The organism is Pseudogemmobacter sonorensis (genome assembly GCF_042762395.1).
Classification (GTDB): domain Bacteria; phylum Pseudomonadota; class Alphaproteobacteria; order Rhodobacterales; family Rhodobacteraceae; genus Pseudogemmobacter; species Pseudogemmobacter sonorensis.
On record NZ_JBEFZE010000037.1, the window covers coordinates 1 to 20,315 of the forward strand.

Here is a 20,315-nt window from a genome sequence, read left to right on the forward strand (position 1 = left end):
CGAGGCGCTGGCCGCATATTCGGTCACCAAAAGCGTCTGGGTCGAAACCTCGCAAACACCAACCATGACCTTCAGCTACTCACCAGAATAAAACTCACCAACGCAGAACCAAAAGAATGGCGTTCGCAATCCAAGAACGCAAGGGACACAACAGATGCAGTTCCGGCGGGCAATGCCCCTCGGCACAGTAATTGAACCACATATGAACAGATGAACCGCCCGGGACATAACCCGGGGCCAAAATCGCCAACAGGAGACAACATGAATCGGACTTTTCTCGGGGCCGCGACGGCCATCGGGCTTTGCCTTGCTGCGACCGGCGCCATGGCGGGCAAGGCCGACAACACGCTGAAAGTGGAGCTCGGCGGCGAGGTCGATACGCTCAACTACTACTATAACTCCTCGCGCGAGGGGCTGGTCGCCAGCCTGCAGATCTTCGACACGCTGGTGGTCAAGGATCTGGCCACCGGCGAATTCAAGCCGAACCTCGCCACCGAATGGGCCTGGATCGACGACACCACGCTGGAATTCAAGCTGGCCCCCGGCATTACCTTTCATAATGGCGAGGCGTTCACCGCCGACGATGTGGTCTTCACGCTCAACTGGGCGGTGGACCCCGAGAGCCGGATCGTCGTCTACGACAAGGTGCGCTGGATCGACACCGCCGAGAAGGTCGATGAGATGACGGTGCGGGTCAAGCTGAAGGCGCCCTTCCCGGCGGCGCTGGATTTCCTTGCGCTGGCGATCCCGATGTATCCCGACCAGTATTATGCCGAAGCCGGTCGCGACGGCATGGGGGTGCGGCCGGTCGGAACCGGACCTTACCGCGTCACCGCGGTCGAGCCGGGCAAGAGCTACACGCTTGAAGCCTTCGAGGATTATGCCGGTCTGGGCAAGTCCAAGGCGGCCATCGGCCGGGTCGAGGTCGCGACCGTCGCCGACGGTTCTACCCGTATCGCCGATCTGATGTCGGGGCGTGCCGAATTCCTGTGGCAGGTTCCGGCGGATGTGATGCCGCGCCTGGCCGAAAGCGACAAGATCGACACCGCCTCGGTGTCGACCATGCGGATCGGCTTCGTCACGCTGGACGCCGCCGGGCGGTCGGATGCCGATACGCCGCTGAGGAACAAGCTGGTGCGCCAGGCGATCAACCACGCGGTCGACCGCCAGACGATCGTCGATGCGCTGGTTCAGGGCGGGTCCGAGTTGGTGAACACCCCCTGCTCGCCCATTCAGTTCGGTTGCATCACCGATGTGCTGAGCTATGAATACGATCCGGCCAAGGCCAAGGAATTGCTGGCCGAAGCGGGCTATCCCGACGGTTTCGCCATTACCATGACCGGCTATCGCGACAAGCCCTATGCCGAGGCGATCCAGCAATTCCTGGCCGAGGTCGGCATCACGCTGACCTACGACCAGTTGCAATATGCGGCGCTGGCTTCTGCGCATATGGACGGCAAGATCCCTATGGGCTTCCTGACCCATGGGTCGTCCTCGATCCCCGACATGTCGGGGATCACCACCGAATTCTTCGGAGGCGGCACCCAGGACTATACCCGTGACCAGGAGGTCATCGACTGGGTGATGGCGGGCAATACCTCGATCGACACCGCCGAGCGTCAGGAGAACTATACGAAGGCGCTGCAGAAGATCGCGGACGAGGCCTATTGGCTGCCGCTGTTCACCTATCCGCTGGGCTTTGCCTATACGGCGGACCTGTCGTTCACGGCAACGCCGGACGAGTTGCTGCGCTTTTACGAAATGACGTGGAAGTGAGCGGGGTCTGACTCCGTTCCGCATGCACCCGGGCGGCGACGATATGCCGCCCGGGGCCTTCCCGTCGCTGCCTTCTTCCGACGCTTGCCCCGGAGCCCGCCTTCGATGCTGTCCTTTCTTGTAAAGCGCCTGATGCTTGCGGTTCTGGTTGCGCTGACCGTCTCGGCCGTCAGCTTCAGCCTGCTGTTTCTGGCCGGGGATCCGGCCGTCGCCCTGGCCGGTGAGAACGCCACCCCCGCCGATATTGCCCGTATCCGCGAGATCCACGGATTCGACCGGCCATTGGTCGTGCAGTATCTGGACTGGCTGGCCCGGGCTTTGCAGGGCGATCTGGGACGCAGTTGGTATTTCCATCTGCCGGTGACGGAACTGATCGGCGACCGGCTGTCCACGACGATGGCTCTGGGCGCGAGCTCGATCCTGTTCGCGATGGTGCTGGCGCTGCCGATGGGGGTTGCGGCGGCGGTTTGGCAGAATTCGATCATCGACCGCGCCGCTCTGTTCGTTGCGGTGGTGGGCCAGGCGATCCCATCTTTCTGGTTTGCGCTGATCCTGATCGTGGTGTTCGCGGTCAATCTCGGCATCCTGCCGTCCTCGGGGGCGGACAGTTGGCAAAGCTTCGTCCTGCCGACCGTGGTCCTGGGCTATTACGCGACGCCCGCCATCATGCGCCTGACCCGCGCCGGGATGCTGGAGGTGCTGTCGGCCGACTACATCCGCACCGCCCGTGCCAAGGGGCTTTCGCCGGTCAAGGTCGTGTTCAAACATGCGCTGCGCAATGCGGTGATCCCGGTGATCAGCCTGGCCGCGGTGCAGCTCGGCTTCATGCTGGGCGGCTCGATCGTGGTCGAAAGCATCTTCGCGCTGCATGGCGCGGGCTATCTGGCCTGGGAGTCGATCTCGCGCAACGACTTGCCGACCATGCAGGCGCTGATCCTGATCTTCGCCATGTTCTACATCTTCTTCACGCTGCTCGCGGATATCCTGAACGCTTGGATGGACCCGCGTCTGCGCCTGCGCTGAGGGCTGCCCGATGACCGCTGTCACCCCGATCCCGACCGACGAACGCCCCTGGACCCCGCGCCGGGCCATGGCGCAGCGCGCGCGCCGCCACAAGGGTCTGATCTTCGGCCTGGGCGTCATGGTGCTGATCCTGCTGTTTGCGGTGCTGGTGCCGATGTTCTGGATCCATGACCCCTACAAGCAAAGCCTGCTCATGCGGATGAAGCCGCCGGTGTTTCTGGGCGGCACATGGACCCATCCGCTGGGCACCGACACGCTGGGCCGCGACATTCTGGCCCGGCTGGCCAAGGGGGCGCAGGTCTCGCTGACCATCGGGGCCTTTGCGGCGACGCTTTCGGCGCTGATCGGGTCGACGCTTGGCATTCTGGCGGGTTATTTCGGGGGACGGGTCGATGCGGCGGTGTCGTTTCTGATCAATGTGCGGCTGGCGATGCCGGTCGTGCTGGTCGCGCTGGCGGTGGTGGCGCTGTTCGGCGGCTCGATCCTTGTGGTGACGCTGGTGCTGGGGCTGCTCTTGTGGGACCGCTTCGTCGTGGTGCTGCGCGCGGCCACCATGCAGGTACGCGCGCTGGAATTCGTCGCGGCGGCCGAGGTGCTGGGGGCGCCGCTGCCGCGCGTGCTGTGGAAGGATATCCTGCCCAATGTCATGAACGCGCTGATCGTGATCTTCACGCTGGAAATGGCCCATGCCATCATCCTTGAGGCGGCGCTGTCCTTCCTTGGCATCGGGGTGCAGCCGCCGACGCCGAGCTGGGGCCTGATGATCTCGGAGGGCAAGGAGATGCTGTTCTTCGAGCCCTGGCTGATCACCATTCCCGGCGTGGCGCTGTTCTTCCTTGTGCTGTCGATCAACATGCTGGGTGACGGAATCCGCGACGTCACCGCGCCGGAGGGCCGCAACTGATGACCGCTCCTGTCCTGTCCATCCGCAATCTGACCGTCGATCTGCCGAAGGGCGGCGACCGCCCCCATGCGGTCGAGGATCTGTCGCTGACCATCGCGCCGCGCGAAATCGTCTGCATCGTCGGCGAAAGCGGTTCGGGCAAGTCGATCACCTCTTTCGCCACCATGGGATTGCTGCCGCGCGCGCTGAAGCCCTCGTCGGGCGAGATCCTGTTCGAGGGGCGCGATGTGCTGAAACTCTCGTCCCGCGAACATGCGGCGCTGCGCGGCAAAAGCATGGCGATGATCTTTCAGGAGCCGATGTCGGCCCTGAACCCCTGTTACACCGTCGGCAATCAGATCGAAGAGGTCTTCGTCCAGCATTCCGGCCTGCCCGCGGCAGAGCGGCGGGCGCGGGTGATAAGCCTGCTGGAGGAGGTGCGCCTGCCCGACCCGGAACGGATATATGCCTCATACCCGCATCAGCTTTCGGGCGGACAGCGGCAGCGGATCGTGATCGCCATCGCTCTGGCGCTGGAGCCGTCATTGCTGATCGCCGACGAGCCGACCACGGCGCTGGATCTGTCGACCCAGGCGCAGATCCTGCATCTGCTGAAAGAACTGCGCGAAAAGCACGCCGCCGGCATCATGTTCGTGACGCATGATTTCGACGTGGTGGCCGAAATCGCCGACCGGGTGGTGGTCATGCAAAAGGGACGCGTGGTCGAAGAAGGCACGGCTGACGAGGTGCTGAACCGCCCCCGCCACCCCTATACCCGGCAGTTGATCGACGCCGTGCCCCGCCGCAGAAACGAGGCGGGCGCCGATCTGCACGACCGCCCCGTGGTGCTGGAGGTGGCGGGCCTCAACAAGACCTACGGCGGCAAAGGCGGCCTGTTCGGCCGCCCGCGCCTGGTTCATGCCTGCCGCGACATCTCGTTTCGGGTGCGGCAGGGTGAGACATTGGGTATCGTCGGAGAGAGCGGCTCGGGCAAATCGACGTTGGTCAAATGCCTGATCCGGCTTGAGGATCCCGACAGCGGCACCATCCGGATCGGCGCGCAGGATTTCGCGCTGATGTCGCGGCGGGCGCTGCTGCCGCACCGCAAGGACATCCAGATCGTATTCCAGGACCCCTATGCCAGCCTGAACCCGCGCCGCACCATCGGCGATCAACTGGTAGAGGGGCCGGTGAACTTCGGTGAGGACCGCGCCCAGGCGATGGCGCGGGCGCGCGATCTGATGGAGATCGTGCGGCTGTCGCCCGATGCGCTGAACCGCTATCCGGCGCAGTTCTCGGGCGGGCAGCGCCAGCGGATATGCATCGCGCGGGCGCTGATGGTGCGGCCCAGGGTTCTGATCGCCGACGAGGCGGTGTCGGCGCTGGATGTCTCGGTCCAGAAAGAGGTGTTGCGGCTCTTGCGCGAGATCCGCGACGAGATGGGGCTGACGGTGCTGTTCATCACCCATGACCTGCGGGTGGCGGCGCAGATCTGTGACAATGTGATCGTGATGCAGAAAGGCGAGGTGGTCGAGGATGGCCCCATTGCCCGGGTGTTCGACGCGCCAGCGCACCCCTATACCCGCATGCTGCTGGACGCCCAGCCCGGCAAGCACTGGCAGGTGCCCGATATCGCCAGCCTGCCGCCGGTGGCGATGGCATGAGCCATCCCGTCACCGACCGGACCGGACAGATTGCCCCCAGCCAGTCGGTGACGAAGTCGGGTGTCGGCCCGACGCCGCACGGGGTGGTGGCGGCGCAGCAGGTGCTGGCCGCGCAGGCGGGGGCGGAAGTGCTGGCGGCGGGAGGGCATGCGGTCGATGCCGCCGTGGCCACCGCCTTTGCCTTGGGGGTGGTCGAGCCCTGGATGTCGGGTCCCGGCGGCGGCGGCGGCATGCTGGTCTGGAGTGCGGGCGCGCGGCCGCAGGCGCTGCATTTCGGGATGCGCGCCTCGGCCAGCCTCGATACCGGCCACTATCCGCTGCTTCCGGGGGGCGTCGCGGCGGAATCCGATCTGTTCGCCTGGGCACCGGTGGTGGAGGATCGCAATATCCGCGGCTGGTCCGCGGTGGCGGTTCCCGGCATGGTTGCGGGCGCGGCAGAGGCGCATGCTCGCCATGGCCGCCTGCCGTGGCGCGACCTGCTGGACCCGGCGATCCGCCTCGCGCGGCAGGGCCTGGCGCTGGACTGGTATGCCGGGTTGATGATCGCCTCGGCCGCGCGGGATCTGGCGCTTGACGCGCAGGCGGCGGCACAATTTCTTGACCGCGATGACTCGGGAGGCCTTTGGCCCAGGGTTGCGGGGTGGAGCAATCTGGCCGCGCTGCGCCTGGACCAGGGGGCGCTGGCCGATACGCTGGAACAGATCGCCCAGGGCGGGGCGGATGCCTTTTACCGCGGTGACATCGCGGTGGCGCTTGCGGCCGAGGCGGCCGCGGGCGGCGGCTATCTGACCCGCGCCGATCTGGCAGAGTATCGCGCCGACTGGATGGAGCCTCTGGCGATCGACTGGCGTGGGCAGGCGAGGTTCTGGGTGCTGCCCGAACGTTCCGCCGGGCCTGCGCTGGCCGAGGCGATGCGCGACTGGCAATCCGTCCCGCCGGGTTTGTCGCCCGAAGCCTGGGCGGGCATCGCCACCGGCCTGCGCCAGGCCTATGCCCGGCGGCTGTCGGATGACGACGATATGGGAGGGCAGGGGGAAAGCCCGGCAAGCCCCGCCTGCACCACGCATTTCTCGGTTGTGGACGCGCAAGGCAACATGGTGTCTTGGACACAGAAGCTGTTGTCGTCGTTCGGGGCGCGGGTGGTGTCGCCCGCTACGGGCATGCTGGTCAACAACGGGTTGATGTGGTTCGATCCGGTTCCGGGCCGGGCCAATTCGCTCGCCGCGGGCAAGGCATGCCTGATGAACATCTGCCCGCTCTTGGGGCAGGCCGGGGATCGGCAGATCGCGCTTGGCGCCTCGGGCGGGCGCAAGATCATGCCTGCGGTCGGCCAGATCGCGGCCTTCTGGGTGGATGGCGACCTGCCCTTGGCCGAGGCCATCGCCCATCCACGCATTGATGTTTCGGGCGGGCCGGAGATCACCGCCGATCACCGGCTTGCGCCCGGGGTCGTCGCGGCCCTCGCCCGCGTTGCACCGGTTTCGCTGGCGCGGCGGCAGCCCTTCCCCTATGCCTTCGCCTGCCCGGCGGGCGTCACCCGTCAGGGCGGCCTGAACCGGGGCGCGGCCGAGACCCTTTCGCCCTGGGGCGATGCAGCCGAGGAACCATGACCGAGACCCCCGACCCCGCCGTCCGCGATGCGGCCCTTGCCCGCGCCGCCGCGCATTTCGACAGCGGCGCCTTTGTCGCCGAGCTGGCCAGGCTGGTCGCCCGCCCCACCGAAAGCCAGCGCCCCGAGGCGGCCCCCGAGCTTGAGGCCTATATTGCCGAGGTTCTGACGCCCATGGTCACCGCGCTGGGGTTCACGACCCGGCGGCATGACAATCCGGTGTCCGGCGCGCCGCCGATCCTGACCGCCAGCCGGATCGAGGATGCCGCGCTGACGACGGTGCTGATCTATGGCCATGGCGATGTGACCCATGCCCAGGCCGACGGTTGGCGTGAAGGTCTGCATCCGTTCCGGCTGGTGCAGGAGGGGGATCGTCTTTACGGGCGAGGCAGCGCCGACAACAAGGTGCAGCACCTGGTCAATATCCGCGCGCTGGCGCAGGTTATCGCGGCGCGCGGGCATCTGGGTTTCAACGTGCATCTGCTGATCGAGATGGGCGAGGAGGCGGGATCGCCGGGCTTGCAGGAATTCTGCCGCCTCCATGCCGGGGAACTGCGGGCGGATGTCTTGATCGCATCGGACGGGCCGCGTCTGGCCCCGGATCGCGCCACGATCTTTACCGGATCGCGCGGGGGATGCCTGTTCGATCTGTCGCTGCACCTGCGCGACGGGGCGCATCATTCGGGCAATTTCGGCGGCCTGCTGGCGGACCCTGCGATCATCCTGTGCCATGCCATTGCCGCGATCACCGACGCGCGTGGCCAGATCCTTGTGCCGGAATGGCGGCCCCGCAGCCTGACCCCGCGCGTCCGCGAGGTGCTGGCGCTGCTGCCGCCGCCCGAGGCCGGGTTCGCGCTCGACCCCGATTGGGGCGAGGCCGATCTGACCCAGACCGAACGGGTGTTCGGCTGGAACAGTTTCGCGGTGCTGGCGATGAAATCGGGCCGCCCCGAGGCGCCGGTGAACGCCATTTCCGGCGCGGCGCGGGCAACCTGCCAGTTGCGCTATGTCGTGGGCACCGATCCGGACGATATCCTGCCCGCGCTGCGCCGCCATCTGGACCGCGCGGGATTTGCCGATGTGGTGATCACCCCGCACGATCTCGGCTCCTTCCCGGCGACGCGGCTGGATCCCGATCACCCTTGGGTGCATTTCGCGGCGCAGTCCTTGACAGAAAGCACGGGCCTTTCCCCGCATATCCTGCCGAACCTGGGCGGCTCGATCCCCAACGACTGTTTTGCCGACATTCTCGGCCTGCCGACGATCTGGGTGCCGCACAGCTATGCCGGGTGCAACCAGCATGCCCCGGATGAACATGCTTTGGCCTCGCTGGCGCGTCAGGCGCTGATCGGGATGACGGGACTGTTTTGGGACATCGGGGCTGCTTCGGGTCGACCCACGCCCAGGGCAACCTCCTGACCCCGTTATCGGAGCCAGAGCGCCATTCTTTGAAGCAGCATTCGACACCGATTGACCCCCAAGAGCGGCGTTGATGCCGGTCATCGTCATGGCGCCGTTCGGCCACACCGGAAATGCAGAACGCCTCGGCCCGCGCGGATATGGCAAGCGAGGCGCGCGCTTGCGCCTTTCGCCGTCCTTTGGTCAGATGATTCCCATCATGCGCATGGCTTCGGCCACCCGCACGAAACCTGCAATGTTCGCGCCAAGGACATGGTCGCCGGGGGCGCCATATTCTTCGGCGGTCTCGAAGCAGGTGTCGTGAATCCCGCGCATTATCGTGGCAAGCCGTGCCTCGGTCTGCTCGGAAGTCCAACTGTCGCGGCTGGCGTTTTGCTGCATCTCCTGCGCCGAGGTCGCGACCGCCGACATTCGCGGCCTTGCCGGGTGCGAACAGCACGCCCGCATCCTGGAAGATCTTGATCACCTCGGGGGGCGAGGGCATGTTCGCCCCTTCCCCAAGCGCCACAAGGCCGTTCTTGACCAACTGCGCCGCATCCTTGCCTGAGATCTCGTTCTGCGTGGCGGACGTCATGGCCACGTCCCAGACCGATCCCCTGTCCGAGGCCACGCAATATGCGCGCTTGCCCTTCAGGCGGGCGCATCCGCTCGATCAAGGCCTGTTCAAGATAATCGGGATGCTTGGTGACGACGCGCCCAAGGCTTTCGAGCATCTCATGCACCGCCTGATGAAATTCGGGCTCGCCCGTATTGCACCGACTTATCGGCATGGGCTGCCCCCGCCTGCCACCCTTTGCCCCCCGCGCTGACCGCTCTATGATGGCCGCGACAGGTCGCAAGGAGCGTCGCGTGCGGGAAGTAGATGCCATCGAGGCCAAGACCGACCGGGCGGTGCTGCGGCGCCTGCCCGGAGTCCTTGCCATCGAGACGCTGGAGGCCCGCTATCTGCGCCAGAACTTCAAGCCTCATGCCCATGACGAATACCTGATCGGCGTCATCGACGGCGGGGTGCATGCCGTGTGGTGCCGGGGGGAGAGGAACGCGGTTCCCGCGGGATCGGTGGTCACCATGCGGCCCGGCGACGTGCATCATGGCGGCGCGGGCGGCGCGCAGGGTTGGCGGCAGCGGATGATTTATCTGCCGGAGGCCGCGATGCGGGAGCTGTTGTCGGACATGCTTGGGCGCGAAGTTTCCGGCACGCTGGATTTCCCCGCCGCCTTCCATGCCCGGCCCGATCTGGCCCGGCGAGTCATCGATCTGCACCGCGCCCTGCATGAGGCGCCGCAGGCACTGGCCCGCGATACGGCGCTGGATGGGCTTCTAGGGCTGCTGCTCTCCGATCTGAGCGGGCGGGTCGTGCCCTCCATCCCCGCGCCGCAGGGCCGGATCGCCGATGCGATGGAATTCCTCGGCGCGCATCTTGCCGAGGATGTGTCGCTGGAAGACCTCTGCCGGATCACCGGCCTGGGCCGTCGTCAGACCATCGACGCTTTTCGCCGTGCGACCGGCCTGCCGCCGCATGCCTGGCACCTGCAGCGCCGCATCGCCCAGGTGAAGGTGCTGCTAGGCCAGGGCGTGGCGCCCGCGGCGGCGGCGGCCGAGACCGGCTTTGCCGATCAAAGCCATATGGGCCGCCATTTCGCGGCGATCACCGGCACCACCCCCGCCGCCTATACGCGGGGCTGAGGACCGCACTTTCGTTCTATCCCGCACAGGGCAGGATCCTCTAGCTCGCTGATGATGCCATCAGCCCCGAGGTTTCCCATGTCCCCGTCCCCCGTTACCCCCTCGCCCGGCCGGGCTTTGCTCTGGGCCGATCTTGCAGTGCTGGGCGTCGCGGTGGTCTGGGGCGCCAGCTATCCGGTCGCCAAGGGCGTGCTGGCCCATGCGCCGGTGCTGCTGCTGATCTTCTACCGGTTCGCGATCACCGCGCTGGTCATGACCGCCATCGCGCGGCGCGATCTGGTCGCGGCATCGCACCGCGACCTGGGCGCGGGGCTGATCCTCGGTGCGATCCTGACCTGCATCTTTCTGGCCGAGACCTGGGGCGTCGCCCTGTCCTCGGCCACCAATACCGCGCTGATCATCTCGCTCTGCACCGTGCTGACGCCGTTTCTGGATTTCGGCCTGCGCGGCCGACTGCCGCCTGCGGGCGTCATCGCGGGTGCGATGGCGGCGATCCTGGGTGTCGGCATCCTGGCGGGGGGCGTCACGGCCCTTGGTGCCGGGGATCTGCTGGTGCTGGCCGCCGCCGGGCTGCGGTCTGTCATGGTCATCTCGACCAAACGGCTGATGGCAGGATGCGCGATGACATCAGCCGCGCTGACCGCCGTGCAATCGGTCACGGTCACGCTGCTGGTCCTGGCCCTGCTGCTGGCGCAAGGCGGCCCCGCGTCGCTGATCGTCCGGGCCGGGCCGGTGTTCTGGGGGGCGGTGGCGTTCCTGTCGCTTTTCTGCACCATCGGCGCCTTCTATGTGCAGAACGCCGCCGTTCGCCGCAGCAGCCCGACCCGCGTCAGCTTCCTGATGGGGACGGAGCCCCTGTTCGGCTTCGCCCTGTCCTGGGCGATCCTGTCCGAGGCCGCGACCCCTGCGACGGTTCTCGGCGCCGCGCTGATCGTCGGCGGCACCTTCCTGGGCCTCGCCTTCGAGCGGCGGAATTGAGGCGCGGGCAAAGCGCCCCCAAGCATCCGCGCCCTTGGTGACGGGAGGCATCGCCGCGCCGCCGACATTCTTGCAGATGTTACGAAACTTCCGATTTTCCGTTGCCGAGACCGCCTAATGATCCGTGCATCCCATTTTTCTGAGGACGTGGACATGAAGAAGACACTGACCGCGACGCTCGCCCTGGCGCTGACCTCCACCGCCGCCCTGGCCCAGCCCGTTCAGATCACCTGGTGGCATGGCATGGGTGGCGCGAACGAGCAGGTGATCAACCAGGTCGCCGAGAAGTTCAACGCGGCGCAGAGCGCCTGCGCGATCACGCCCGTGTCGAAGGGCACCTATGAAGAGGCGCTGGCCTCGGGGATCGCGGCCTTCCGCTCGGGCGAGCAGCCGAACATCCTGCAGGTCTTCGATGCCGGCGCGGCGACCATCATCAACGCCAGGGGCGCGACCATCCCGGCCGAGGATCTGCTGATCCAGAACGGCCACAGCTTCGACCGCGACGCCTTCATCGACGGCATCCGCTACTTCTACGCCGATGCCGAGGGCAAGTTCATCGGCATGCCGTTCAACTCCTCGGCGCCGATCATGTATCTCAACACCGAGGCTTTCGAGATGGCCGGTGTCGAGCCGCCGAAGACCTGGGCCGAATTCGAGGAAGTCGCGCCGAAGCTGAAAGACGCCGGTTACATCCCGCTGACCGCTTCGCAACTGACCTGGCAACTGTTCGAGAATTACTACTCGCGCAACAACGTCCAGATGGCCACCAACAACAACGGCTATGACGGCTTCGACGGCACCGAATTGCGCGCCACCGCGCCCGAGATGATCGCCTTCTGGACCCGCCTGCAAGCCTGGCACAAGGACGGCCTGTTCGGCTTCTACGGCGCGGGCTGGTCGGACAACCAGAAGCCCTTCGAAGAGGGCAAGGTCGCGATGTGGATCGGCTCTTCGGGCTCGTTCGGCGGGCTGTCGCAAACCGCGACCATGCCCTTCTCGGCCACGTTCATGCCCTATGACGAGACCGTGGCCGATGGCAACAAATCGACCTTCATCGGCGGTGCCGCCCTGTTCGCCATGGCTGGAAAGCCCGATGACCAGAACAAATGCTCGGCCGATTTCTTCAGCTTCCTGACCTCGACCGAGATCCAGGCCTTCTACCACCAGGCCACCGGCTATGTCGCCATCACCAAGGCGGCCTATGAAAAGTCGAAAGCCGATGGCTGGTACGAGGCGAACCCGGTCGCCGAAGTCGGCATCCTGCAACTGCTGGAATCGCAGGGCGAATGGTCGAAGGGCTACCGCCTTGGCTTCTACCCGCAGATCCGCGTGGTCGAAGAGCGCGAATTCAACAAGATCTTCTCGGGCACGACCACGGTCGAAGACGCGTTCAAGGCCATTGAGGCCGAGGGCAACGAGCTGCTCGCGCGTTTCGCCAAGACCTCGGGCTGATCCGCCTTCCGTCTTCGGCCGGGCCTGCGTTTCGCGGGCCCGGTCTTTTACCGTTTCTTTCGCTCCGGATCCCTCATGATGAGTGACGCCGCCAATCCCGCAAGATCCCCGGAAAGCCCGGATGGCCCGTTCCGGCGCTGGCTGTCGCGTCCCCGGTCGCGACCCGAGCCCGCAAAGCGCGTGCAGTTCGATCAGCCGTATTTGCCCTGGCTGTTCCTTGCGCCGCAACTCGCGGTGATCTTCGTCTTCTTCTACTGGCCGTCCGCCCAGGCGATCACCTCGTCCTTCTATATCGAAGACCCGTTCGGTTTCGGTGCGACCTTTGTCGGCATCGACAATTACAAGGATGCGCTGCGCTCGCGCGAATATCAGCGGATCGCGGGGTCCACCGCGCTGTTCACCCTGCTGGTGACGGTCTTCTCGCTGGGGCTGGGGCTTTTGTTCGCGGTCAAGGCCGACAATGTGATCCGGGGCCGCACCAGCTATCGCACCGCGCTGATCGCGGTCTATGCCATCGCGCCGCCGGTGGCGGGGCTGATGGGGATGATGCTGTTCGACCAGCATATCGGGCCCTTCGTGCAGATGGCCGCCTGGTTCGGCTATGACATGAAGGTCGGCATCAACTACTGGGACACCGCTTTCGCGATGATCCTCGTATCCGTGTGGAAACAGGTGCCCTACAATTTCATCTTCTTCCTCTCGGGGCTGCAGGGGATCCCGGCCTCGGTGCGCGAGGCCTCGGTGATCGATTGCCGCAACGGCTTCACCCGGTTCCGCACCGCGATCCTGCCCCTGCTGGCCCCGACCGCCTTCTTCCTGCTGATCATCAACATCACCTATGCCCTGTTCGACACTTTCGCGGTGGTCGATGTGATGGTGAAGGACAAGCCCGCGAACAACCCGCTGACGCTGGTCTACAAGGTCTATAACGACGGGTTCCGCGGCAATGACATCGGCGGTTCCGCGGCGCAATCGGTGATCTTGATGGTCATCGTTCTGGTGCTGACCCTGATCCAGTTCCGCTGGCTGGAACGCCGCGTGCATTACGGATAAGGCGATGAACCGCATCAAGCCCTTCGACCATTTCATCCTGATCCTCGGCACGCTGTTCATGTGCGTGCCGGTGCTGGTGGCGGTGATGACCTCGACCCATTCGGCGGTCGATATCCATATGAACGGCCTGTTCCTGACGCCGGGCGACAACGGCATCGAGACCTATGAAAAGGTGCTGACCCGCAGGGGCGGGTTCACCGGCCAGGTGACCGGCACGAGGATGCTGATGAATTCGCTGATCCTCGGGATCGGTTTCGCGGTCGGCAAGATCGTGCTTTCCATGGCCGCCGCCTATGCGCTGGTCTATTTCCGCTTCCGTTTCGCGACCTTCCTGTTCTGGATCATCTTCACCACGCTTCTGCTGCCGCTTGAGGTCAGGATCATGCCCTCCTACCAGGTCATGTCCTCGCTGGGCCTGCTGAACAGCTATACGGGGCTGATCGTGCCCCTGCTGGCCTCGGCCACCGGCACGTTCTATTTCCGCCAGTTCTTCAAATCCGTTCCCGACGAATTGCTGGAGGCGGCACGGATCGACGGCGCAGGCCCGTGGAAATTCCTGTGGGACGTGCTGATCCCGCTGTCGAAGACCATGATGGCGGCGATCTTCATCATCATGTTCGTCTATGGCTGGAACCAGTATCTCTGGCCGATGCTGATGACCACGGAAGAGCGGTTCTTCACGCTCATGCGCGGGATCAAGCAGATCCTGCAGGTGTGGATCGGCAGCCAGATCCCCGATTACAACGAAGCCTTCGCCCTTGCCGTCCTGGCCCTTCTGCCGCCCGTGATCGTGGTGGTCGTGTTCCAGCGCTGGTTCATCAAGGGCCTGACGGAGAGCGACAAATAATGGCCTCGATCACGATTACCGATGTGTCGAAAACCTATCCCGGCGCCTCGACGCCCTCGGTGGCCGATATCGGCCTGCAGATCCGCGATGGCGAGTTCATCGTGCTGGTCGGGCCTTCGGGCTGCGGCAAGTCCACGCTTCTGCGCATGGTCGCGGGGCTGGAGGACATCACCGGCGGCGAGGTCAGGATCGGTGAGCGCGTGGTCAACAGCGTCGACCCGGCGGATCGCGACATCGCCATGGTGTTCCAGAATTACGCGCTCTATCCACATATGACCGTGCGCGAGAACATGGCCTACGGGCTGAAGAACCGCCGTACGCCGAAAGCCGAGATCGAATCCCGCGTGGCCGAGGCGGCGCGGATGCTGGAGCTTGGCCCCTATCTCGACCGCAAGCCGCGCGCGCTTTCGGGCGGCCAGCGCCAGCGAGTCGCCATGGGCCGCGCGGTCGTGCGCCAGCCCGCGGCGTTTCTTTTCGACGAGCCGCTGTCGAACCTGGACGCCAAGCTGCGGGTGACGATGCGGGGCGAGATCCGTCGGCTGCAAAAACGCCTTGGCACCACCTCGCTTTACGTCACCCACGACCAGTTGGAGGCGATGACGCTCGCCGACCGTCTGGTCGTGCTGAATGGCGGGCGGATCGAGCAGGTGGGCGCACCGCTGGAGGTCTATCACAACCCCGCATCGACCTTCGTCGCCTCGTTCATCGGCTCGCCCGCGATGAACCTGCTCGATGCCCGGATCGAGGGTGGCCGGATCGGCCTTGGCTCGACCGTGCTGGAGCCGGGCCAGCTTTCCGGGCCGGGCGGCCCGGTGACGCTGGGCATTCGCGCCGAGGACCTGATCCCGGCGGCGACCGGGCTGCCCTTCCGCACCGATCTGGTCGAGGAACTGGGCGCGCAGCGTCTGGTACATGGCCATATCGACGGCCAGCCGCTGGTGCTGACGCTGGATGCCGCCGCGCCCCTGCATGACGAGATGCGGCTGAGCGTCTCGCCGACGAAGCTGCATCTTTTCGACACGGTCTCCGGCAAACGGATCGAGACGACGGGGCCCGCCCGCCAGCCGCTGCGTCAGGACGCATGACCGGCGGGCCCCGCCTGGGGGCCCTTCGTCGCCCGGTGGCGTGCAGGCTCTGCGCGCGATATGGCAGGCTTGGCGCTTTCGTGGCCACCCCGCCCGCGATGGCCCGCGCCGGTGGTGGCCGCCTGTCAGCCGGGGTGGTTGTCTGTGACCGTGGCCCAGTCGAGGCCGAATCTTGCCAGATGTTTGCGCAGTCTGTCGGCATCGTTCTGGCTGGATTTGTCCGCGAGCGAGATGGCGAAGAGCCGTCGTCCGGCGGCCGAGAGGGTCCGCGGCAGTCCCGGCAGGCGCGGATGACGGCGGCCAGTTGGACGCGGTTGAATTCATCCAGAGCAGTGCCAGGCAGCACCGATTGCCGCAGGGCGGCGTCGCCATCGGCAGCCTGCCACCGCGCGCAAAGAACTGCAATCTTGGCTTCTACCATCGACAGGGTGATGTGCCCCCGCTCGGCCAGCACCGCCATGCGATGGGCCGAGGCTTCCAGATCGCGCAGATTGCCGGGCCAGCCGGTGCCCGGTCCTCGGCAAAACGCAGATAGCGGGCCAGGGCATCGGCGTTGAAGCCGGTCTTGCGGCCCGGCTGGTGTTCGCTGCCGTCCAGCAGGTCCAGCAGATGTGCCCGGATGTCTGCCCTGCGCTCGCGTAGCGGTGGAAGGCGGAGGATCCATCGCGACAGGCGGGGGTGCAGGTCGAGGCGCAACCGGCCCGCGTACAGAAGCGCGCCGGGGTCGACGGAGGCGCTGGCGATCAGGTGGAAGCGCGCCGTCACCTCGGCCTCGGACCCGACCGGGCAGTATCGGTCGGTTTCGATCACCTGCCGCAGGGCGGTCTGTGCTTCGTATCTCAGCTCGTTGATCCCGTCGAGGAACAGCGCGCCGCCATCGGCCTCACGCAGGAATCCAGGGCGTTCGCTGCCCGGCATTCCGGTCGCTGCGCGACGCTGGCCGAAGAGCGCGGTCCGCGCCTGGGTGCCGCGCAGAGTGGCGCAGTTGACCTGCACCAACCGCCCCTTGATCCGACGGCGCACCAGCTTCAACTCGTGGATCCGGGCGGCAAGGGTGGATTTGCCGGTGCCCGGCTCGCCAAGGAGCAGGATTCGATGCGTCCGGGGCGGTGGCGCCGCTCGACCAGTGTCTGCATCGTTGGGCTGGCGGTCTCCCACCTCGCCAAGCAGCAAGGCCGAATGTTCGCGTGCCGCCGCCTCGAGCCGGCGCTGCAGGGCGTTGTAGCGGGCAAGATCGAGGTCGATCACATCCAGCGTGCCTTTGGCTGCGCTTCCCTCGCGCGGCGGGCCGGTCTGCACCAGGCAGGCGAGCACATGGCAACTCTCGCTCAGCGGGAACCAGCAGATATGCGCCACATGGGTGCCGGTGGTCAGATGGACGTGATAGCACTCGCGGTCCTCTCGAAGCCGTAATCGGCGGCAAAGTCGTAGAGCTTGCCATAGACCTCCTGGAAATCCCGCGGATCAGCCATGTCGATGCGGGACCTGGAGTGCCCCCACTGATTGTTCGGGTTTGAATGTTAGAGCATTGTCGGTCTCTGGTCCATTTTCACGAAGGTCTCTGGGGCTGGTGGCCTGTAATTCAGAGCGCTGTGCGGCCTGACGGTATTGTAGTGCCGTCGCCACCTTTCGATCAGGATCTGTGCCTCGCGCAGGGTGTGGAAGACTTCGCCGTTGAGCATTTCGTCCCGGAACCGGGCGTTGAAACTCTCGCAGTAGCCGTTCTCCCACGGTGATCCTGGCGCAATGAATGCGGTTTTGGCACCCACCGCCTCGATCCATGCCTGCACCTTTTTGGCAATGAATTCGGCGCCATTGTCGGACCTTATGAACTCGGGCGGGCCGCGCAGGATGAACAGATCGGTCAGGGCGTCGACAACGTCGGTCGAGTTGAGCTTGCGTTTGACGCGGATCACCAGCGCCTCCTTTGTGAACTCGTCGATGATGTTGAGCGTGCGGAAAATCCGCCCATCCTGCGTCCGGTCTTGGACGAAATCATAGGACCAGACGTGATTGGGGCGCTCCGGCCTCAGTCGCACGCACGAGCCATCGTTCAGCCAAAGCCGCCCCTTCTTTGCTTGCTTGTGCGGCACTTTCAGCCCTTCGCGTCGCCAGATCCGTTCGACCCGCTTATGGTTCACATGCCAGCCGCTGTTGTTGAGCATGCCAGTGATCATGCGGTAGCCATAGCGCCCGAACTCCCGCGCCAGCTCGATGATGCCCTCGGTCAGCCGCTCTTCGTCGGCCAGGCCGCGGGGTACTTTGCGTTGCGTGGATCGATGCTGGCCCAGCGTGCGACAGGCCCGACGCTCGGAAATCCGCAGGGTCTGCCGCACATGGTCGATGCACTGGCGGCGGCGAGAAGGGCTCAGAAGTTTCCCCGGGGCAGCTTCCGTCAAAATCATCTTGTCCAGGGTCAGATCCGAAACGGCACGCCTGAGCCGCTGGTTCTCCGTTTCAAGCTCCTTCAGCCGCTTGAGATGATCGCGGTTCATGCCGCCGTATTCCTTGCGCCATCGATAGTGGGTCCGCACCGTCACGCCGATCTGACGCACAGCATCAGAAACCGACTTGCCCTGTCCCTGCGGCACTTCAACTTGCCGCGGCTTCAGCACGATATCTTCGGACTTCTCTCGCTTGCCAGCCATCATCTGGTCCTCCTGAAAACGGGATAAGCATATCCATGTGGCCGGACCACTTCAGAGGGGGGGAATCCGGGCTCCTCTCCCAACTTGTGACCGCTTGGTTACAAGTTGGGATCTGCGACGATTCCGCGCAAGCCATAAAAATGACCGCTTGGTTACTTCTTGTTGTGCCGATATTCTGCGCCTGAGTGATTTGAGGTGCGATGTGAACGAGCAGATGTCTTCCCCGCCCCGGCGCAAGAACATGCGCTGGGAGGACCGCGGCAGGCAGATCCTGGAAGAGGCGGTGCGCTTTTTCGCCGAATGCGGTTTCGAGGGGCAGACCCGCGAACTGGCCAAGCGGCTGGGCGTATCGCATGCGGTGATCTACCGGCATTTCGACAACAAGGAAGCGCTGATCGAGCGGGTCTACGAACATGTCTACACCCGCCGCTGGCGCAGCAGTTGGGAAGAGCTGATCGCCGACCGGAGCCTGACGCTCGAAGAGCGGCTGATCCGTTTCTACCGCGAATATGCCGATTGCGTGTTCGAATACGAATGGGTGCGGATCTTCATCTCTTCCGGCTTGAAGTCCTACGGCCTTCCCGAGCGCTATCTTGCGATCATCCGCAGCCGCATCATCCGCCCTGCGGTGGCCGAGATGCGCCACGACCTGGGCCTCGTGCCGCGGCTGCCCTCCGAGGCGGAGGAGGAGCTGTTCTGGGGGCTACATGGCGCGGTGTTCTATCTGGCGATCCGCAAGTATGTCTATGCGACTGATATTCCAGAGGACATCGGCAACACCGTCTCTCGAACGGTCCGGGCGTTCATGCCCGGGCTGCGGATTCAGTTGCCGTTGCTGGACTAACCCCGCGCCACGAAGCGGCACGAAGGATATGGCTGGCAAACCACCGGCGACGCTCGGCCATTGAGGCGAAGCGGCCAAGAGACATCACATGGGGCACTGCCCCGGCATCAGGGCGGCCCCCGGCGGGATCCAGCCGCTCGAACCGTGACACCCAGGCCAGCGTTGCCTCATTGCCATCAGGCGGGGTGGGAACCTTGAGGTTTCCCGTCGGGCTGGCCGCCGAATAGCCGCCATTGCGGAAGGGCCGGACCAATCGGTCAACCTGAATATAGGCCTCGGGCACGCCGAGCAGATGGACATCGCCCATCTGGGGATAACCCCTGCCCTCCGGGTGCGAAGGGGCAGAAAGCCGCTCCAATCCCCCCTCCCCAGCGTGCCAATCCAGACCTCATCCAGAATCGTCAGCCATGGGTCGCGCCCATTCAGTTGAACGGAAGCTTTGAGGAAAGCCAGAAGGAACTGGCGGATGGCAGCCCGAAAACAGCCAAGGAAGCCCCGGACAAGATCGGCGTGCGGGCCGAAGTCCTGCATGTTCCGAACAGGTATCCGGCAAAAGCCATCGTCGGGGCGGCAAAGGCCCGGGACTGCAACCTGATTTGCATGTCATCGCATGGGCGCTTCGGGCTCGGTCGCCTGTTACTCGGCAGCCAGACCGCCGAAGTGCTAGCCCACAGCCCGGTGCCGGTGCTGGCCCTGCGCTGAGAAGCGCCGAGGCAGTATAAAAGGAAAAGGGCAGCCCCCGGGCTGCCCCTGTCCGCTCGGGCGGGCCGGATGGCCCGGTCAGATCACTCGGCGGCGAAAACGGTCGCGAACTTGCCGCACCAGTCGGTCTTCTGGACCACCGGCCAGAAACCACGGGTCTCGGCGTCCTTCTGGGTCACCGGCGGATTGGCACGGCAAAGGCCAGCGTCGGAAAGCTGGCTGGCGGAATTGGCGACATGATCTTCGTAGAACGCGCAGGCGTTGCAGGCGGCACGGGCCATGGCTGGCTCCTTTCGAATAACAGAAATATCGATAGCGGGCTGGCAGGTCTGCTGGCTGGCTTTCTTGGAATCATTATAAAAACTTCGGTGGAGACATTCAAGGGTCATATGAAAATAAATCTTTAATATTCAAATAGTTGACTTGTTTTCTCGGGAGTTCTTGTCCAAGCGATTTTCTCAGGAAACGGCCCAGGCCGCCGGTGCGGCAGGTGAAAGCGACCGTGACTCGGGCGGGGAGCTTGCGCCTAGCGATCCCGAAAGACCGATGAGCGAAGACGGCCCCGGACATGAACCCTCAGTCAATCCCCGCTTCTCGGAGGCAGGCAGGACACAAGCTATGGCCAGATTGAGAATGCGAAGCGGGC

At 65.1% G+C, this 20,315-nt stretch carries 19 protein-coding genes and 2 pseudogenes; 15 read left to right on the forward strand and 6 right to left on the reverse strand.

What is annotated here, in order from left to right; all coding sequences use genetic code 11:
* The first annotated feature begins 261 nt into the window (after window positions 1-261).
* From ABNX41_RS18725 to ABNX41_RS18750, 6 genes are all read left to right on the forward strand, one after another.
* Window positions 262-1,776 (forward strand): ABC transporter substrate-binding protein, encoded by a 1,515-nt coding sequence (locus ABNX41_RS18725; protein WP_438671221.1) that lies wholly within the window; start codon window positions 262-264, stop codon window positions 1,774-1,776.
* 105 nt (window positions 1,777-1,881) lie between these two features.
* The gene (locus tag ABNX41_RS18730; RefSeq protein WP_438671222.1) at window positions 1,882-2,799 is read left to right on the forward strand and encodes an ABC transporter permease; all 918 of its coding nucleotides are present in this window, start codon (window positions 1,882-1,884) and stop codon (window positions 2,797-2,799) included.
* Between the two features lie 10 nt (window positions 2,800-2,809).
* Window positions 2,810-3,703: an ABC transporter permease gene (locus ABNX41_RS18735; RefSeq protein ID WP_438671223.1), complete on the forward strand. Its 894-nt coding sequence runs from the start codon at window positions 2,810-2,812 to the stop codon at window positions 3,701-3,703.
* A complete protein-coding gene (locus ABNX41_RS18740) occupies window positions 3,703-5,346 on the forward strand; it encodes an ABC transporter ATP-binding protein (protein ID WP_438671224.1) in 1,644 nt (547 codons plus the stop codon). Before ABNX41_RS18735 ends, ABNX41_RS18740 begins: the two co-directional genes overlap by 1 nt.
* Window positions 5,343-6,956, forward strand: a complete 1,614-nt coding sequence (locus ABNX41_RS18745; RefSeq protein WP_438671225.1) for a gamma-glutamyltransferase — start codon at window positions 5,343-5,345, stop codon at window positions 6,954-6,956. Before ABNX41_RS18740 ends, ABNX41_RS18745 begins: the two co-directional genes overlap by 4 nt.
* On the forward strand, window positions 6,953-8,374 hold the full coding sequence (locus tag ABNX41_RS18750) for a M20 family metallopeptidase (RefSeq protein WP_438671226.1): 1,422 nt from the start codon (window positions 6,953-6,955) through the stop codon (window positions 8,372-8,374). The genes ABNX41_RS18745 and ABNX41_RS18750 overlap by 4 nt, the downstream gene beginning before the upstream one ends.
* Window positions 8,375-8,557: 183 nt before the next feature.
* Here ABNX41_RS18750 and ABNX41_RS18755 read toward each other — a convergent pair.
* Window positions 8,558-8,948 (reverse strand): annotated as a pseudogene (locus tag ABNX41_RS18755) (hypothetical protein).
* Here ABNX41_RS18755 and ABNX41_RS18760 point away from each other — a divergent pair.
* From ABNX41_RS18760 to ABNX41_RS18790, 7 genes are all read left to right on the forward strand, one after another.
* Window positions 8,893-9,183: a hypothetical protein gene (locus ABNX41_RS18760; protein WP_438671254.1), complete on the forward strand. Its 291-nt coding sequence runs from the start codon at window positions 8,893-8,895 to the stop codon at window positions 9,181-9,183. The pseudogene ABNX41_RS18755 and the gene ABNX41_RS18760 overlap by 56 nt on opposite strands.
* A 40-nt stretch (window positions 9,184-9,223) precedes the next feature.
* Window positions 9,224-10,060 (forward strand): AraC family ligand binding domain-containing protein, encoded by an 837-nt coding sequence (locus ABNX41_RS18765; RefSeq protein WP_438671227.1) that lies wholly within the window; start codon window positions 9,224-9,226, stop codon window positions 10,058-10,060.
* Window positions 10,061-10,138: 78 nt separating this feature from the next.
* Window positions 10,139-11,038 (forward strand): DMT family transporter, encoded by a 900-nt coding sequence (locus ABNX41_RS18770; protein ID WP_438671228.1) that lies wholly within the window; start codon window positions 10,139-10,141, stop codon window positions 11,036-11,038.
* A gap of 153 nt (window positions 11,039-11,191) precedes the next feature.
* Window positions 11,192-12,490 carry an extracellular solute-binding protein gene (locus ABNX41_RS18775; protein WP_438671229.1) on the forward strand — a complete coding sequence of 433 codons (1,299 nt, stop codon included), beginning with the start codon at window positions 11,192-11,194 and terminating at the stop codon, window positions 12,488-12,490.
* Window positions 12,491-12,565: 75 nt separating this feature from the next.
* The gene (locus ABNX41_RS18780) at window positions 12,566-13,543 is read left to right on the forward strand and encodes an ABC transporter permease subunit (protein WP_438671230.1); all 978 of its coding nucleotides are present in this window, start codon (window positions 12,566-12,568) and stop codon (window positions 13,541-13,543) included.
* Window positions 13,544-13,547: 4 nt separating this feature from the next.
* Window positions 13,548-14,390 carry an ABC transporter permease subunit gene (locus ABNX41_RS18785; protein ID WP_438671231.1) on the forward strand — a complete coding sequence of 281 codons (843 nt, stop codon included), beginning with the start codon at window positions 13,548-13,550 and terminating at the stop codon, window positions 14,388-14,390.
* Window positions 14,390-15,475, forward strand: a complete 1,086-nt coding sequence (locus ABNX41_RS18790) for a sn-glycerol-3-phosphate import ATP-binding protein UgpC (RefSeq protein WP_438671232.1) — start codon at window positions 14,390-14,392, stop codon at window positions 15,473-15,475. Before ABNX41_RS18785 ends, ABNX41_RS18790 begins: the two co-directional genes overlap by 1 nt.
* Window positions 15,476-15,600: 125 nt before the next feature.
* Here the strand turns inward: ABNX41_RS18790 and ABNX41_RS21990 are convergent, their stop codons facing one another.
* From ABNX41_RS21990 to ABNX41_RS18805, 4 genes and pseudogenes are all read right to left on the reverse strand, one after another.
* Entirely contained in the window at window positions 15,601-15,795 is a 195-nt protein-coding gene (locus ABNX41_RS21990; protein WP_497883253.1) for a hypothetical protein, read from the reverse strand.
* Window positions 15,796-15,889: 94 nt separating this feature from the next.
* Window positions 15,890-16,723, reverse strand: coding sequence for a sigma 54-interacting transcriptional regulator (locus ABNX41_RS18795; RefSeq protein WP_438671252.1), 834 nt, complete (start codon window positions 16,721-16,723; stop codon window positions 15,890-15,892).
* A pseudogene (locus tag ABNX41_RS18800) lies at window positions 16,703-16,947 on the reverse strand (RNA repair transcriptional activator RtcR family protein); the annotation flags it as partial. The gene ABNX41_RS18795 and the pseudogene ABNX41_RS18800, both read right to left, overlap by 21 nt.
* 48 nt (window positions 16,948-16,995) lie before the next feature.
* A complete protein-coding gene (locus ABNX41_RS18805; protein WP_438671253.1) occupies window positions 16,996-18,123 on the reverse strand; it encodes an IS3 family transposase in 1,128 nt (375 codons plus the stop codon).
* 214 nt (window positions 18,124-18,337) lie between these two features.
* Between ABNX41_RS18805 and ABNX41_RS18810 the strand changes: the two genes are divergently transcribed.
* Complete coding sequence (locus ABNX41_RS18810) at window positions 18,338-18,967, forward strand: TetR/AcrR family transcriptional regulator (protein ID WP_438671233.1); 630 nt, start codon at window positions 18,338-18,340, stop codon at window positions 18,965-18,967.
* 426 nt (window positions 18,968-19,393) lie between these two features.
* On the forward strand, window positions 19,394-19,669 hold the full coding sequence (locus ABNX41_RS18815) for a universal stress protein (protein WP_438671234.1): 276 nt from the start codon (window positions 19,394-19,396) through the stop codon (window positions 19,667-19,669).
* A gap of 83 nt (window positions 19,670-19,752) precedes the next feature.
* On the opposite strand, the gene ABNX41_RS18820 is transcribed toward ABNX41_RS18815, so the two are convergent.
* Window positions 19,753-19,950, reverse strand: a complete 198-nt coding sequence (locus ABNX41_RS18820; protein WP_438671235.1) for a hypothetical protein — start codon at window positions 19,948-19,950, stop codon at window positions 19,753-19,755.
* Window positions 19,951-20,315: the final 365 nt, after the last annotated feature.